Origin of the sequence: Flavobacterium degerlachei (assembly GCF_900106645.1) — a bacterium.
GTDB lineage: Bacteria > Bacteroidota > Bacteroidia > Flavobacteriales > Flavobacteriaceae > Flavobacterium > Flavobacterium degerlachei.
The window spans coordinates 177380-193277 of the sequence record NZ_FNMV01000001.1 but is presented as its reverse complement, the minus strand read 5'-3'; the positions used below and the strand labels follow the sequence as shown (position 1 = coordinate 193277).

General features: G+C 34.8%; 14 protein-coding genes. 3 read left to right on the top strand and 11 right to left on the bottom strand.

All coding sequences use genetic code 11. The features are described from left to right. Nucleotides 1–2 precede the first annotated feature (2 nt). The 3 genes from feoB to BLV91_RS00755 all read right to left on the bottom strand — a co-directional run bounded on the left by feoB (nucleotide 3) and on the right by BLV91_RS00755 (nucleotide 3167). Nucleotides 3–2102: a ferrous iron transport protein B gene (gene feoB, locus BLV91_RS00765; RefSeq protein WP_091428540.1), complete on the bottom strand. Its 2100-nt coding sequence runs from the start codon at nucleotides 2100–2102 to the stop codon at nucleotides 3–5. Then, nucleotides 2102–2341, bottom strand: coding sequence for a FeoA family protein (locus tag BLV91_RS00760; protein ID WP_007136735.1), 240 nt, complete (start codon nucleotides 2339–2341; stop codon nucleotides 2102–2104). Before BLV91_RS00760 ends, feoB begins: the two co-directional genes overlap by 1 nt. 160 nt (nucleotides 2342–2501) lie before the next feature. Further along, nucleotides 2502–3167 (bottom strand): SCO family protein, encoded by a 666-nt coding sequence (locus tag BLV91_RS00755; RefSeq protein ID WP_091428539.1) that lies wholly within the window; start codon nucleotides 3165–3167, stop codon nucleotides 2502–2504. Nucleotides 3168–3305: 138 nt separating this feature from the next. On the opposite strand from BLV91_RS00755, the gene BLV91_RS00750 reads away from it, so the two are divergent. Together BLV91_RS00750 and BLV91_RS00745 are read left to right on the top strand one after the other, a co-directional pair. Then, the gene (locus tag BLV91_RS00750; protein WP_091428537.1) at nucleotides 3306–5369 is read left to right on the top strand and encodes a M13 family metallopeptidase; all 2064 of its coding nucleotides are present in this window, start codon (nucleotides 3306–3308) and stop codon (nucleotides 5367–5369) included. A 167-nt stretch (nucleotides 5370–5536) separates the two neighbouring features. Next, a complete protein-coding gene (locus BLV91_RS00745; protein WP_091428536.1) occupies nucleotides 5537–7600 on the top strand; it encodes a M13 family metallopeptidase in 2064 nt (687 codons plus the stop codon). Between the two features lie 78 nt (nucleotides 7601–7678). Here BLV91_RS00745 and BLV91_RS00740 read toward each other — a convergent pair whose 3' ends face one another. From BLV91_RS00740 to BLV91_RS00720, 5 genes are all read right to left on the bottom strand, one after another. After that, the gene (locus BLV91_RS00740) at nucleotides 7679–8623 is read right to left on the bottom strand and encodes a DMT family transporter (RefSeq protein ID WP_091429098.1); all 945 of its coding nucleotides are present in this window, start codon (nucleotides 8621–8623) and stop codon (nucleotides 7679–7681) included. A gap of 1 nt (nucleotide 8624) precedes the next feature. Continuing rightward, nucleotides 8625–9449, bottom strand: a complete 825-nt coding sequence (locus tag BLV91_RS00735) for an SDR family oxidoreductase (protein ID WP_091428534.1) — start codon at nucleotides 9447–9449, stop codon at nucleotides 8625–8627. Nucleotides 9450–9604: 155 nt separating this feature from the next. Next, on the bottom strand, nucleotides 9605–11917 hold the full coding sequence (locus tag BLV91_RS00730; protein ID WP_091428533.1) for a M28 family peptidase: 2313 nt from the start codon (nucleotides 11915–11917) through the stop codon (nucleotides 9605–9607). Between the two features lie 96 nt (nucleotides 11918–12013). Further along, nucleotides 12014–12361: a hypothetical protein gene (locus BLV91_RS00725; protein WP_091428531.1), complete on the bottom strand. Its 348-nt coding sequence runs from the start codon at nucleotides 12359–12361 to the stop codon at nucleotides 12014–12016. A 2-nt stretch (nucleotides 12362–12363) separates the two neighbouring features. Continuing rightward, nucleotides 12364–13887: a carbon-nitrogen hydrolase family protein gene (locus BLV91_RS00720; protein ID WP_091428529.1), complete on the bottom strand. Its 1524-nt coding sequence runs from the start codon at nucleotides 13885–13887 to the stop codon at nucleotides 12364–12366. Nucleotides 13888–14077: 190 nt separating this feature from the next. Between BLV91_RS00720 and BLV91_RS00715 the strand changes: the two genes are divergently transcribed. Next, nucleotides 14078–14410, top strand: a complete 333-nt coding sequence (locus tag BLV91_RS00715; RefSeq protein ID WP_091428527.1) for a single-stranded DNA-binding protein — start codon at nucleotides 14078–14080, stop codon at nucleotides 14408–14410. A gap of 88 nt (nucleotides 14411–14498) precedes the next feature. Here BLV91_RS00715 and BLV91_RS16940 read toward each other — a convergent pair whose 3' ends face one another. From BLV91_RS16940 to BLV91_RS00705, 3 genes are read right to left on the bottom strand one after another with little or no spacing between them, the layout of a single operon-like run. Beyond that, on the bottom strand, nucleotides 14499–14645 hold the full coding sequence (locus tag BLV91_RS16940; RefSeq protein WP_175513923.1) for a hypothetical protein: 147 nt from the start codon (nucleotides 14643–14645) through the stop codon (nucleotides 14499–14501). A 59-nt stretch (nucleotides 14646–14704) separates the two neighbouring features. Further along, nucleotides 14705–15217, bottom strand: a complete 513-nt coding sequence (locus tag BLV91_RS00710) for a ferritin (RefSeq protein WP_091429096.1) — start codon at nucleotides 15215–15217, stop codon at nucleotides 14705–14707. A 44-nt stretch (nucleotides 15218–15261) separates the two neighbouring features. Then, complete coding sequence (locus BLV91_RS00705; RefSeq protein WP_091428526.1) at nucleotides 15262–15891, bottom strand: chloramphenicol acetyltransferase; 630 nt, start codon at nucleotides 15889–15891, stop codon at nucleotides 15262–15264. Between the last annotated feature and the right edge of the window lie 7 nt (nucleotides 15892–15898).

Below are 15898 nucleotides of genomic sequence, written 5' to 3'. Positions count from 1 at the left end.
GTTTATTTTAAAATTTGGTAGGCAATAAGCGCTACAACGTATGCAAAACCACTCATGAAAATAAGTTGACCTACCGGCCATTTCCAAGAGTTAGTTTCTTTCTTAGTTATAGCAAGTGTACTTGCGCATTGTAAGGCAAAGGCATAGAATAACAATAGTGAAATTCCTGAGGCAAAATTGAATATTTTATCGCCCGTTTCAGGATTGATTTCCGCAGCCATTTTGTTTTTTATTGTGTCTTCATTATCACTTCCGCCTACACTGTATATTGTGGCAAGTGTCCCTACAAAAACTTCTCTAGCAGCAAATGAACTAATAATGGCAATACCTATTTTCCAATCGTAACCCAAAGGTGAGATAGCTGGTTCTATGGTTTTACCCATAATTCCAATATAAGAATTCTCTAGTTTGTATGAAGCTATTTTGTTGTCTAGTTCTTGTTGAGGTAATGCAGTATTTTCGATTTTGGATTGTATTATCTGCTCTGCATTTTTGAATTTTTTTCCAGGACCGTAAGAAGCTAGGAACCACAGAATAATCGAAATCGCTAAAATTATTTTTCCTGCACCGTATACAAAAGCTTTTGTTTTTTCAATCACATTAATCGCCACGTTTTTAAACATTGGTAATTTGTAATTTGGCATTTCAACAACAAAAAATGTCTTTCCTTTGATTTTCATTATTTTGTTTAAAACATAGGCAGATAATATCGCCATACCAAAACCTAAAAGATAAAGCAACATCAGTGTTAAACCCTGAAGATTTAAAATTCCTAATACACGTTCGTCTGGGATTACAAGAGCAATAATAATGGCATAAACGGGTAACCTAGCTGAACAAGTTGTAAACGGAGTAACTAGTATGGTAATTAGTCTTTCTTTCCAGTTTTCGATATTTCTAGTGGCCATAATAGCTGGAATAGCACAAGCAGTACCAGAAATTAATGGGACGACGCTTTTTCCAGATAAACCAAATTTACGCATGATCTTATCCATCAAGAATACAACTCTACTCATATAACCACTTTCTTCAAGTATGGAAATGAATAGAAACAGAAAAGCAATTTGCGGAATAAAAATCAGGATTCCTCCAATTCCAGGGATTATTCCTTGCGAAATCAAATTGGTTAAAGCGCCTGCTGGAAGTGAATCATTTGCTAAGGTGCTTAAAGAGGCAAACGTACTGTCAATGAAATCCATGGGGATTTTTGACCATTCAAAAATAGATTGAAAAATCACGAATAATATCACGAAGAAAATCACGTAACCCCAGACCTTATGGGTTAAAACGCGATCCAATTTGCTCCGAAAATCTTTTGCAACTGTGGTATCTACTTTGAGCCCTTCTTTCAGAACCTCATTGATGAACTGATAGCGCTTGATGGTTTCTTTTTGTTGCAATCGTTTTAAATCAGAATGTGATTTAGTAAAAGAGCCTTGAATCTCTTTACGTTCTAAATTCAGGAAATTTACATCTTGGGTGATTACTAACCAGAGCTTGTATAATAACTGATTTGGAAATGCTTTACGCAAACTATTGAAATATTCTGTGTCAATAACTGAAGCATTCAAACAAGGTTCACTTGAAATGGTTTTATAAGTGACAATCAATTCTTTTAACTCAGTAATTCCAAAACCTTTTCGGGAACTGATAAGGGCAATTTTTGTCTTAAGGTGCTCCTCAAGATAAGGTATATTTAATGTGATTCCCTTGTGTTCCATTCTGTCAGCCATATTGATGACTAGAATGGTAGGGATTTCCAAGTCTTTTATTTGTGTGAAAAGCAGTAAATTACGCTTTAGATTTTCGACATCTGTAACTACCAGGGCTACGTCTGGATACAATTTGTCATTTTTATTAAGCATCAATTCGATCACAACATTTTCGTCAATCGAACTCGCATTAAGGCTATATGTACCTGGCAAGTCTAAAATATTTGCCTTTATATTATGGGGTAATTTGCAAAAACCTATCTTTTTTTCAACGGTGATCCCAGGATAATTCCCCACCTGCTGATTCAGTCCAGTCAATTGGTTAAAAACGGAAGTCTTACCCGTATTTGGATTACCTATTAAGGCTACATTGATATTAGTGTTGATCATTAAAGCGTAATTTTTATTAGTTCAACTTCAATCTCTTTAGCCGTTTCAATTCGAATGGCTAAATGGGAACCGTTGATATCCAAATATAAAGGGTCACCGAAAGGAGCAATTTGCAGCAATTCGACCGTATTCCCAGGTAAGCAACCCATTTCGAGAAGTTTTAATGGAATAATGTCAATATCAAAATCTTTGATAATGGCTTTCTCGCCTTTTTTAAGTGAATTTATCGTTGTTCGCAAGTCTTATTTAGATTGAATTAATATTGCAAAAGTACATATTATAATACTAAAACAGATGATAATTATCACTTTTATAACTTATTTGAACTATTTTAAGACTAAGAAAAAAGAAGGCCTTTAGATAGGATTTGAGAGCGATGAAAATTCCGGTAAGCAGAGCTTATTCTTTACTCAAAAAATTAATATCTTCAATTAACTTTTGTATATCCTCTTTTTTTGTTCCGTCATAAAAACCACGAACTCTTCTTTTAGCATCTACCAAAACAAAATTCTCAGTATGAACCATATCATATAATTCTTCTGGTTTACCCATTTTAACTGCCAGATAGGATTTTCTTGCCATGGTATAAATTTCTTTTTTATCACCAGTAACTAGGTTCCACTTACTATCATCAACACCGTTTTTAAGAGCGTAAGCTTTCAAAACTGCAACATTATCGTTTTCAGGAAAGACAGTGTGGGAAAGCAGCATCACCTTTGGGTTATTGATAATGGCTTTTTGAACATCAAATAAATTGGCTGTCATTTTTGGACAAATGGAAGGGCAGGTGGTAAAGAAAAAGTCGGCGACATAAATCTTGCCTTCATAATCCTTTTGGGTTATTGTTTTTCCATTTTGGTTCACAAAAGAAAAATCAGCGATAGTATGGTATTTGCTGATGTATTGTACGGTACTGTCAACCAGTTCGGGATTTACGTCTGCCGGATTATATATAGGAAGTGTTTTAACTGGCTTTAATGCTGTGTAGAATAAGTATAAGATAATGGCTGAGAGCACGAAAAAAACACCAAGAAATAGTCGGTATTTAATAAAAATAGACTTCATAGAAAATAATTTTTGCAAAAATACAAAAAAGTAGGCTCTTTTAAACCGATTTTGAGAACTGTAAATTCAAGTAAGAAATTAACATTTATTAAAACTTTTATCAATAGCTTTGTGATACTAACTAAACAATAAAAAATTATGAAAATAAAGTTGAATAAGCAATTGCTTTTTATGATTCCTGCAATAATTGGATTAACGGAAGCGGAAGCGCAAAAGAAAACTACCGTTAAAGAGCCTGGAATTAATGTTTCCTACTTTGATAATAAAGTGAAACCTGCTGACGATTTTTTTCGATTTGTAAATGGTACTTGGCTTGACAAAACTGAAATTCCGAGCGACAGAACTTCTTGGGGGAGTTTTAATGAATTGCTAAAAAAAACGGATAAGGATGCTTTAACAATTTTGAAAGAAGCTTCTAAGAATCCAAAATACAAATCCAATACTGATCAGGGAAAAGCAATTAATCTTTTCAATACTATTCTGGATACCGTTGCAAGAGATAAACAAGATATAATTCCGTTAATACCTTATTTGGCTAAAATTGACAAAGTAAGAAATGTTGGTGATTTGCAGCGGTTATTAGTTGAAATGGAACCTATCGGAGGAATTGGTTTTATTGGAGTTGGAGTTGGAGCTGATAATAAAAACAGTGCTAAAAACTCACTTAGTATAGGTGTTGGAAGATTAGGATTACCTGATAAGGATTATTACTCTTCAGAAGAAAAAGACACAAAAGAAAAACGTCAAAAATACGAGCTACATATTGCTAGAATGCTTCAATTTATTGGGGAATCTCCAGAGCAGGCTAAAGAGAGTGCAAGTAAAATTTTAGCTTTAGAAATTGAAATGTCTAAACCACGTTTAGATAGAGTAGAACGTAGAGACGGAAGATTACAGTACAACCCGATGACTGTAGCCGAATTACAGAAAATGACTCCGGCAATTAATTGGAACAACTACTTTACAGAAATTGGTTTTACAAAGCTAGATACCGTTATTGTTACACAACCTAAATACATGAAAGCGTTGCAAACAATCCTTTCTGAAAATAATGTTTCGGCATGGAAAGAATACATGAAATGGAACTTGATCAATGGTTCTACTCCTTTATTATCTACAAAAATAGAAGAAGCTAACTTTGATTTTTATGGAAAAACACTAACCGGAGCAATTAAGCAAAGACCCCGTGAAGAAAAAGCCTTGCAAACTGTTAACGGAACTGTAGGGGAAGCATTAGGTAAGTTATATGTTGAGGCGAAATTTCCTGCTGAAGCAAAAATAAAAGCGGAGAAAATGATTAAGAATATTATTCTTGCTTATCAAAACCGTATTAATAATTTAACTTGGATGTCTGCCGAGACTAAAGTCAAAGCGATAGAGAAGCTAAATAAAATTACCATTAAAATAGGATATCCAGACAAATGGAAAGATTATTCAAAATTAGAAATTAAAGGAATAGCTGAAGGCGGAAGTTATTTTGAGAATGTAAAAAATATCGCAAGATGGGGTTTTCAAAAGGATATCGACAAGTTGAATAAGCCAGTTGACAAAACAGAATGGTATATGTCACCACAGACGGTAAACGCTTACTACAATCCTTCTTATAATGAGATTGTCTTTCCAGCAGCTATTTTGCAACCACCTTTCTATAACTACGAAGCTGATGAAGCAGTAAATTATGGTGGAATTGGTGCTGTTATCGGGCATGAAATTTCGCATGGTTTTGATGATTCTGGAGCACGTTATAATGCCGATGGTAATTTAGTTGACTGGTGGACTAGCGGAGATTTAGAACAATTCACAACGCTAGGAACTGCTCTTGCTGATCAATATAGCGCTTTGGAACCATTGCCAGGTGTTCATGTTGATGGTAAATTTACTCTTGGAGAAAATATTGGAGATTTAGGCGGAGTAAATGCTGCTTATGATGGATTGCAATTGTATCTAAAAGAGAATAAAAACCCAGGTCTTATTGATGGATTCACTCCTGAGCAACGTTTCTTTATTGCCTGGACAACGGTTTGGAGAACTAAATCTCGTGATGAAGCGATCAAAAACCAAGTAAAAACTGATCCTCATTCTCCGGGAATGTATAGAGCTTATGTTCCTGTTCAAAATGTGGATGCTTTTTACAAAGCATTTGATATTAAAAAAGGAGACGGAATGTATATCGAGCCAGAAAAAAGAGTTAAAATCTGGTAATTTGATTAATTTATAAACGCACAAAACCCGAATTTTATTCGGGTTTTGTGCGTTTATAACGTTTTTATGTTAATTGCTGATTGATTTCTCTTTTTGGTCTCGAATAATTTATATAATTGATACTGTTTATTAATTATATTTGTCAAAATAATTTAGCAAGAATAAAAATGAGGAACAAAATAAACAAAAAAATTCTTTTTGCAATACCTGCAATTATGGGACTTGCAGCTACTCAGGCACAAAATGTTTCGGTACCAGTGCAGCCTGGAATTAACATTAATTACATGGATAAAAATGTAAAGCCAAGTAATGATTTCTTTCGATATGTGAATGGGACATGGCTTGACAATACAGAAATTCCAAGTGACAGAACCCGTTGGGGTAGTTTTGACGAACTAAGACAAAGGACTGATGCAGATGCATTGGCAATCCTAAAAGAATCTGTAAATAATCCGAAATACAAATCAAATACAGATCAAGGCAAGGCCATCAATTTATATAAGTCAATATTAGATACCGTTGGACGAAACAAATTAGGTATTGCGCCTTTAAAGCCCTACTTAAAAAAGATCGAAGCAGTTAAAAATGCTAAAGATCTAGAAGCTTTAATGATCGAAATGGAACCTATTGGTGGAATTGGATTCTTTGGTGCTAACGTTGGTGCTGATGCAAAGAACAGTAATAGAAACGTGATTAGTGTTGGACCTGGAGGAGTAGGTCTTCCTGATAGAGATTATTATGTTTCTGAAGATAAAGATTCTAAAGAAAAAAGAGAGAAATACGTTCTTCACGTTGCAAAAATGTTAGGGTTCCTAGGTGAAAAACCGGCAGAGGCTAAAGTACAAGCAGAACAAATTTTGGCACTTGAAATCGAAATGTCAAAACCAAGATTTGATCGTGTTGAAAGAAGAGATAGAAGAAAATCATATAACCCAATGACGGTTGCTGATTTGCAAAAGCTGACTCCTTCTATTAATTGGAACAACTACTTTACAAAAATTGGTTTAAAAAATGTGGATTCGTTAATCGTTTCCCAACCTAAATACATGACGGCTCTAGAGTCAGTATTAAAAGAGAATAAAGTAAATGACTGGAAAGCATACATGCGTTGGTCATTATTAAATAGAGCTTCTAGCCAGTTGTCAACAACTATTGAAGATGCCAACTTTGACTTTTATGGTAAGACCTTAACTGGCGCTGTGAAACAAAGACCAAGTGATGAGAGAGCGTTGCAAGTAATCAATGGTAGAATAGGAGAGGCTTTAGGAAAATTATATGTTGAGAAAATGTTTCCGGCTGAAGCCAAAGCCAAAGCGGAAATTATGATAAAAAATATCTTTGTCGCTTTTGAAAGCAGAATCAACAATTTGACTTGGATGTCGCCAGAGACTAAATTGAGTGCTGTTGAAAAACTGCATAAATCCAAAATAAAAATTGGCTATCCTGACAAATGGAAAGATTACTCTGCATTAGTTATCAAAAGTCCAGAAGATGGTGGGAGTTATTTTGAGAATACAAAAAACATGGCTAAATGGCGCTTTGAGCAAGATTTAGCGGACCTGAATAAGCCTGTTGATAAAACAAAATGGAACATGTCACCACAAACGGTGAATGCCTATTACAACCCGTCGTATAACGAAATTGTTTTTCCGGCAGCAATATTGCAACCGCCATTTTACAATTATCAAGCAGATGAAGCAGTAAATTATGGAGGTATCGGTGGCGTAATTGGACACGAAATTTCTCATGGATTTGATGATTCTGGATCTCGATATAATGCTGATGGAAATTTGATGGACTGGTGGACAGCAGATGATTTAAAACAATTTTCAGCCTTGACAGGAGCATTGGCTGATCAGTATAGCGCATTGCAGCCTCTTCCAGGAACATTTGTAGACGGTAAGTTTACTTTGGGGGAAAATATAGGAGATTTAGGAGGTGTTAACGCAGCTTATGATGGATTGCAATTGTACTTAAAAGAAAATAAAAACCCGGGACTAATAAATGGATTAACGCCTGAACAACGTTTCTTTATTTCTTGGGCAACTGTTTGGCGTACAAAATCTCGTGATGAAGCGATAAAGAACCAAGTGAAAACTGATCCGCATTCTCCAGGGATGTACCGTTCCTACGTGCCTATGCAAAATATAGATGCATTTTATGATGCATTTGGAATACAAAAAGGAGATGGAATGTATATCGAACCAGGAAAAAGAGTTAAGATTTGGTAAGATAAAAGTTTGATTATAAAGGGAAATCCCAAGTGTAAGCTTGGGATTTTTTTTATCTAAATAGATGATGTTTTTACTTTATAATTTGTTTTGTAGTGCCATTTTTCGGGTCCTTCTTAAAGAATGATTGACCATATATAATCCAAAAAGTGTTACTGCACCACCTATTCCAATAGTCACCGTTAAGGATTCTCCAAAAATAATTACTCCAAGTAGTACAGCTATTATTGGGTTGATATAAGCGTAAATACTATTGATTTCCGGAGGAAGTTTCTGTAGCATATAGATATAGGCAATAAATGATAAAACAGAACCCATTATAACAAGATAGGCAATTGCCCACCAGGAAATTGCCGGAATTAAAGTTATGTTTACGCTAGTTCCTGTTGCACCTGTAACGGCAAAAAGGAAGCTGCTCGAAATTACCATTTGTAACCCCAGACTGAAATACGGATTGAAGGTTGCTGCTTTTTTCTTGGTATACAAACTACCGAATGCCCAACTTATCGTTGCAATCAAAGACAACATTATACCAAATCTAAAGTCAGGGTCCAAGAAGTCGCTGAGGTGGTCGTAGAATATGACACAAACCCCACTGAAACTTATTATCAGTCCCATAATAGCTAATTTCGCGAGTTTTTCACCTCTAAAAAAGGTTATGATTACAATCCACAATGGGAAAACTGCATTTAAGATTGCGCCTAATCCGCTGCTGATGTATTTTACTCCCCAAGTACTTAATCCATTGCTTAAAGCAAAATTAAGAATGCTCAGGATTATTATTGTTTTCCATTGTTTTCCTTTTGGCCAAGGTGCTTTTTTATAAAGGAAAAAACAAACGTAAAGCGTTCCTCCTATAAATTGCCTGATTGCCGCAAGTTGAAGGGCAGGCATATGTCTAACTCCTTCTTTTGAGGCTATCCAGGTTGTTCCCCAAAAAAAGCACACAAAAGACAAGGCTAATATAGGTAGACCGACAGCGTTTATTTTGGTCGAAAATGCATTCCTAATTTTAGTTTTCACTTTATAAATGTGTTTTTGTAAAAGTATAATCAAGCATTTCTATTAGTTTGTCACTTAAAATGGTTTTTCCTGTAGATGGATTAGTATGATTAAATGTTGGTGGAACCAAGTTTAATTCGACTGCTTTTTGAGTGTAATATTGTTCTCTTGTAGGATGGTATGGTGTAACTGCATTAAGAATTTCTCCCCAAGTGTTAGTCTCCAAAATTTTTATGATAATTCCGATGCAGTCGTCTTGGTGAATAAGATTGATAGGAGCCTCAGGATTGTCTGCATTTTCTTTTCCAGCCAAGAACCTTGCAGGATGACGATCTTTGCCTATTAAGCCTCCAAAACGCAATATGGTAGTTTTAAAATGGCTATTCTCCATCAAAAGATTCTCTATTGCCAACAATTGTTTGCCGCTTTCGGTAACAGGAATCGGTTTGGTGTCTTCGTCAACCGTTGCATTTGCATCACCGTATACAGCAGTCGAACTGATGAATAGTAGATTTTGAATGGAAGATTGCTCGAGTAAGGGTAAAAGGTTTGCTATTTTTTTTACAAACGAATTGCTATTGGCGCCGGAATAATCTTTGTTTTTCCCTCTTAATTTTGGAGGAATAGCGATGATTAGTGTTCCGCTTCCTTCAAAAAATGCGGGAAGAGCATCAGGAGCGCTTTCGCTATCTAATGCTAACAAGAAAGCTTGGATTCCTTCATTTTCTAAAATAGAAAGCTTCTCCACTGAAGTCGTAGATCCTTTTACTTTGATGTTTTTTTCGACTAAGGCTTTCGCCAAAGGCAATCCCAACCAACCACAACCTAAAATGCTAATTTGTTTCATCGTAAACTTAAATAGAAATTACAAAAATAGTATAAAATAGGAGGGTATTGGTTAAAATTTTTAATGCTGTTTTTTACTTTAGTGTAAAAATTAAAACCGCAAATTCACAAAGTTTAATTTGCGAATTTGCGGTTAATTTTAAATATTAATCTTTTTTATAAAGTGTCCTTTACAACGGGAGCTACTACCTTTCGTTGGATTATTTTAGTAGTCTGAATAAATACAGGAACTTCGATTATTTTTGGTGTGGGTTTGATTCTTTTTTTGATAACCACAGCATCATTTAAAACAAAAGGAGTTGGGATCATCCACGAAGCTCTAGGAGCTATGTTGAATAATGGATTAGCCATTAAATCAAAAGAGCTTTCTAGAAGTTGCATATCAAAAAGAGCCGATTTAGGAATGGTAAATTGCATTTCTAGCGGTTCATTATTAACAACATAATAACTTAAGATTTTCTTTCCTTTGCGATTCATTTTAGAACCCTGCTGTTCTAGTTGGGTTGCGCCATTAGCTTTGAAGTCATTAAAAACTATTTTTTCACTAGCAAAAATATCATAGCGATTAACCCGTCTATTAGGACTAATTTTAATTTTAAGATAACGTTGATTACCACTCAAGCTGTCTTTTAGAAATTCAATTGTAGGTTGTGCCAATTCCTTCACGGGCGCTTCGGTAGCAAAGGTGAATTTAGAAGCGTATTTGCTAAATAATGGCGTTTCATTATAAGAAACTCCTTCTTTTGGGTTTTCTCCTAAATAGGTTTTAGTCCAATAATCCAGATTTTTATCATAAGTAACCCAGTCGGCTTTATTTTTATCGGCATCATAAATGTAAACCAAGCTATTTGATTTGGCTTTGCCTTTTTCATAACCCGATTCGTAATGCGCTTTCGCAAAAAATCCGATGGAGATGAATAGAAAGAACAATGCCCATCTTCCCTTTTTGACAAAAGTATCAAAAACAGGCAGAAGCAATACAAAAGTTAGCACTGTAAGAATGGCACTTCCAAAAAGTACTTTTAGCCCCAAACCTATTGGGAACATTTGAATAAATGGAGCGATTAGCAATAAAGCGGGAATACCTAAAATAAGGTTTAGAAGCACGCTTGATTTTTGTGTAACAATAAAAAATCCAAAAGTGAAAATTGCAAAATATACTGGAATAATTAAAAACCCAGCGCCTTGTAAATAAAATGCGATCAGGCCATTTATAACAAGCCATAGAAATAATGGTGCTACATAATAGTTCATCGTGCGTTTTTTAGCCGATAATTTCTGATAAAAGGCCAAACAAATTGCCATACTCAGTAGTACAAAGGCAGCAATGTAGGCATGTCCATTATAGGTAAAACCATTCAGCAAATCATTGTATTGCGGGTAGGCCAACAAAAGTCCTTTCCATCCTAAATAAGTTAGCAATCCAGTTGTTATTATGGAACCCAATAGAGGAACAAATCCTTTTATGATTTCTGGAAATGATAGAATTCTTTTGCCAATCCCTATAAAAATTAAAAAAACAAATAGGATTAATGCAATAAACAACATTGGCAAAACCCAACTAAAAGGATAATGTATAAAAGTATATGGGATTGTAAAATAAACCTCGTCATTTGTAATTTGAGTTGTGTTCAAATTAGCATTCGAAAAGTAATTTAATAAAGGCATCAAGTAAGTTCCTTGATGAGCCAATGTGTTTTTATCTAAATGTTTGCTATCATCTTGTGCAGTATGGTAATTATAATGATCGTCAATAAATGCAAAATTATAACCTTGAATATTTCCTTTTTCTCTAAAAACAGTTAAATCAGTATCGTTAGGAAGCATTTTGTAAATGCTATACATCAATGAATTGGTTACCGGAAAGGGAGCGTCAGCAGCGGCAAACTCTTTTACCAATCCAGCGTTGCCATTATTGGTTTCCATTAACATATAACTAGGTCCTGATGAGCCACGAGCCTCAAAATTTAAAACTAGCCCTATTTCCTTTGCCCAATGGTGTTCTGTTACAAACAAAGCTGCACCGTTTAACCCCAATTCCTCAGCATCTGAGAAAAGAATGATAATGTCATTTTTATGCGGTGTCTTTGCATATAAAAAAGCGCGTACACTTTCTAGAATTGTGGCAACTCCAGAGCCTGCATCACTTGCGCCATAGGACGATGAATGTGGAGCACTGTCGTAATGAGTAAGCAATAATAATGCTTTTGAGTTTTGTGTCCCTTTTATTCGGGCTAAGATATTTTTTGATTTTACTAAATTTCCCCAATCTGTTAAGGTATAACCTTCTTGTATAGATGTTTCCAATCCCAGTTTCTGTAATTCCTGTTGAAGGTATTCCGCTACTTTTTCATGATTTTTGGAACCTACGTAATGTGGTTGTTGTGAAATCGCCTCTACTTGCGTGAACGCTCTCTTTGTAGAAAATTCAGAAAGTGGTACGTCATCTGAAGTCCGTTGGGGCATCATTGTGAAGTAAAGTATCCCTAGGATTGTCAGGATAAATAAAACGCAAAATAGGGAGGAAAAACCTTTTTTCATACTTTGGGGATTGGGGATGTGGTATTAAATATCTTTTTTCACTAGCATGTAAAAATCATTGTCTAAAAGCAGATAGCCTTGATCATACAAGAAATAGTAGGTATTTCCTGTTTTTGTTTTTAATATGTTAGTGAAAAATTCAAAATCAAAACCTTTGCTTAGTAGTTTTGCTCTTGTTGTCTTTGACTTTCCATCGGTATTAAGTTCTAAGAGAATACGATAATTTTTGCGCAACTTATTGTTGATGTTGCGCATAAAATTATTGTTGTCTTTGTTTATTTTGTTATTGTAGGCATTGCGACAACCGTCACTGCAGAATTTTTTATCTTCCCTGCCCACAATTTTTTCTTCACATTCTAAACAATTTTTCATTATTATATTTTTTTCAGACTATATAAATCATGTCTTCTGTCTTTCAGTATTTTTACACTTCCGTGTTCGTGTAGTTCTTTTAAAAGATTGATGTCAACATCAACAATCAAAGTCATTTCAGTATTTGGTGTCGCTTCAGCTTTAATTCCATTACTTGGAAATGCAAAATCAGATGGAGTAAATACAGCTGCCTGAGCATATTGTATGTCCATATTATTCACTTTCGGTAAATTACCTACACAACCTGCAATAGCAACATAGCATTCGTTTTCAATGGCTCGTGCTTGAGCACAATGTTTAACGCGCGTATATCCATTTTGGGTATCGGTTAGGAAAGGGACAAATAAAATGTTCATTCCCTCATCTGCCATTAATCTAGAAAGCTCTGGGAACTCAACATCATAGCAAATTATAACCCCAACTTTTCCACAATCGGTGTCAAAGGTTTGGATAGCATTTCCTCCGGTAATTCCCCAATGGAACACTTCATTAGGTGTAATATGAATTTTACGATACATTTCGTTTGTACCGTCACGTTTGCATAGAAAGCCTACATTATAAACATGTCCATCTTCTATAAACGGCATACTACCTGTGATAATATTGATGTTATAGGAAATAGCAAATTCTTGAAATTTTAGCTTTACGGCTTCAGTATGTTTTGCTAGTTCTCTAATCGCTTCCGGTTCTGATAAATGATTGAAATCAGCCATTAATGGTGCTGTAAAAAACTCTGGAAATAATGCGAAATCACTTTCGTAGCCAGAAACAGTGTCAATGAAAAATTCAGCTTGATCAAATAAAGCATTTAAATTCGCTAATGAGCGCATTTGCCATTGGATTAATCCCAGCCTAACTACGCTTTTTTTAACATTAATTAATTTTGGGCTGTCTTCATAATAAATGTTATTCCATTCTAATAATACAGCATATTCTAAGGATTCAGTATCGCCTTCTAAATAGTTTTTTAGTACACGAACTTCGTGAAAATCATTACTTAATTGAAAAGATAAAACAGGATCGTAAATCTCTTTTTTCTTTACTTTTTCGATATAAACTTTGGGAGTAATTTCATTTTTGTATTTCCCGTAAGAAGGAATTCTACCTGCAAAAATGATTGATTTCAGATTTAATTGCTCGCATAATTCTTTTCGAACATCATACAAACGTCTTCCTAATCGAAGTCCACGATATTTTGGATTGATAAAAACGTCAATTCCATATATAACTTCTCCTTCTGAATTATGTGTTGAAAAAGTATAATTACCAGTAATGTCTTTATATGTTTTTGTTTTGAAAGCGAAATCTTCAGTTACCAAAATTGATAAAGCTGAACCTACAACAATTCCGTCAACTACAATAACGAGTTGTCCTTCAGGAAATTTTTTTAGTAAAATTTCTAATTGTTCTTCTTGCCAAAATGAATCTGCCATTTCTGGATAAGATTCAACCATTGATTTTTTTAATTCTTTGTAGTCCTCTATTTTTAAGTTTCTTAACTCAATAGACTGTATGGTATTCGGCATATTATTTATTTTTTGCAGTAAATATAATACAATTAGTATCCGTTTACAAACGTTTACAAATATTTACAACCGAAAGTAATTGAATACCAACCGAATAAATTTATGAAGCTGTCAGATCTTTGCAATGTCGAAATCAAAATACAATCGGCATGAGTTTTAATCTAACATAAACATTTAAATTTTACACGCCATGAATGCAATGAGAAACAGAGTACAGTTAATTGGACACGTAGGGAATGATCCGGAAATCAAAACTTTTGAAGGAGGAAGAAAGTTAGCGAATTTAACTATCGCGACTAATGAGAGTTACAAAAATGATAAAGGAGAAAAGGTTGAACAGACGGAATGGCACAAGGTAGTAGCCTGGGGAAAAACGGCCGAGATCATAGAAAAATATGTAACCAAAGGCAAGGAGATTGCTATCGATGGGAAATTGACACACAGGAGCTACGAGGATAAAAATGGTGAAAAACGCTATGTTACGGAAGTGGTTGCTAATGAAGTGATGCTTTTAGGTAAGTAGACTTGTTTAAATGTCTTGAGACTGAATGCAAAATGAAAACCATCGACAGTAATCGATGGTTTTTTTAGTTTAACAAAAGTCAATCTTGCTATTTGTCTAAATCAAATCTGGGGCATTTTTTACAACGCTTGTCTTCTCCTTTTTTATATTTTTCGCAACATTTTGACTTGAGCTTACCGGGATCGGCATCTTTCTTCTCTTTGTTCTTCTTTTTATTTTTATCTTTTTTACCCAATTTTTTTAAATTAGATTAAAGTTACCCTATTACGCAAGTGCCAAATTGCAAATGCTTTTTTAGATACCAGAGGTCGAGCCGTTTGTGCTTAGTTGTTCCAAATCTCTATCAAATAAATAAAGACCACCCTTATCGTCACCGATCAGGTTTATTTTGTCTAAGATGGTTTTAGCCTGCGCCTCTTCTTCAATTTGTTCAGCTACGTACCATTGTAAAAAGTTATGAGTGGCATAATCCTTTTCAGTGATGGATATATGTACCAATTCATTTATAGCTTCTGATACAAAAACTTCATGTTTATAAACTTCATTAAATACTTCTTTGAATGTTTCATAAGTTGTTTTTGGTGCCTTTAATTCGGATACTTTAGCATGGCCTCCACGTTCATTAATGAATCGCACTAATTTAAGCATGTGGGCACGTTCCTCATCTGATTGGAGGTACATGAATTTTGCGATACCTGCCAAGCCGTGAATTTCAGCCCAAGATGCCATCGAAAGATAGATTTGCGAAGATTCAGCTTCTATACGAACTTGATCGTTCAGTGCTTTTTCAATATTTTTTGATAACATGTTGTAGTATTTAGTGTTGACAGTAAAGTTACAAAAACCTTTGTTTATTGATTCATAATTTCTTGAAAACAATCGACAAATTGTCCCAGTTGCATACCGTCCATTAATCCATGGTGTACATGAACGGACATGGACATTGTTCTCTTTCCAGTCTCAGCCACCATCATTTTGCCAAAGGAAATTTTTGGGCAACTATCGGGAAAAGTATAACTTCTCGCATGTGAAAGGGAAGTAAAATTCAGCCAAGGAATAGCTGAAAAATGAATCATATTGTCAGATTCAAATGTTCGAGTAAAAATACCAGTGGTATTTTGAATACGTGCGATTTCCGCTAACGCAGTTGCTTTAAAAATGTCAAAATTAAGGTTGTATTCTATTAATGAGAATCCAAAGGTACCGTCGGCTCGTCCTATGGTCGCTGAGGCGTCAATTCGATTGTGTATCTCAATCGTATCGGCTGAAATGCGATAGCGAAATGATTCAATGCTGTTGACTGCAACTAAAGTTTTGTGTAGATAATAGATGAAAAAAGAACTGTCTAGTTTTTTTGAATTTTCGTAAGCTCTTGTACAATCGATTTCTACTGTGGCGCCAAAGAAGGGTTCTTCGAATTGTTTGAAGAAATGAAAATGTTCTTTTCTAGGCCATTTTTCTATGTCCAATAGTGCTTTCAATATTTTT

Bases quoted from the DNA above. Each gene is read 5' to 3' on its own strand.
- feoB (WP_091428540.1), bottom strand. From the start codon at position 2,102: ATGATCAACACTAATATCAATGTAGCCTTAATAGGTAATCCAAATACG.
- BLV91_RS00755 (WP_091428539.1), bottom strand. From the start codon at position 3,167: ATGAAGTCTATTTTTATTAAATACCGACTATTTCTTGGTGTTTTTTTC.
- BLV91_RS00750 (WP_091428537.1), top strand. From the start codon at position 3,306: ATGAAAATAAAGTTGAATAAGCAATTGCTTTTTATGATTCCTGCAATA.
- BLV91_RS00745 (WP_091428536.1), top strand. From the start codon at position 5,537: ATGAGGAACAAAATAAACAAAAAAATTCTTTTTGCAATACCTGCAATT.
- BLV91_RS00735 (WP_091428534.1), bottom strand. From the start codon at position 9,449: ATGAAACAAATTAGCATTTTAGGTTGTGGTTGGTTGGGATTGCCTTTG.
- BLV91_RS00730 (WP_091428533.1), bottom strand. From the start codon at position 11,917: ATGATGCCCCAACGGACTTCAGATGACGTACCACTTTCTGAATTTTCT.
- BLV91_RS00725 (WP_091428531.1), bottom strand. From the start codon at position 12,361: ATGAAAAATTGTTTAGAATGTGAAGAAAAAATTGTGGGCAGGGAAGAT.
- BLV91_RS00720 (WP_091428529.1), bottom strand. From the start codon at position 13,887: ATGCCGAATACCATACAGTCTATTGAGTTAAGAAACTTAAAAATAGAG.
- BLV91_RS00715 (WP_091428527.1), top strand. From the start codon at position 14,078: ATGAATGCAATGAGAAACAGAGTACAGTTAATTGGACACGTAGGGAAT.
- BLV91_RS00710 (WP_091429096.1), bottom strand. From the start codon at position 15,217: ATGTTATCAAAAAATATTGAAAAAGCACTGAACGATCAAGTTCGTATA.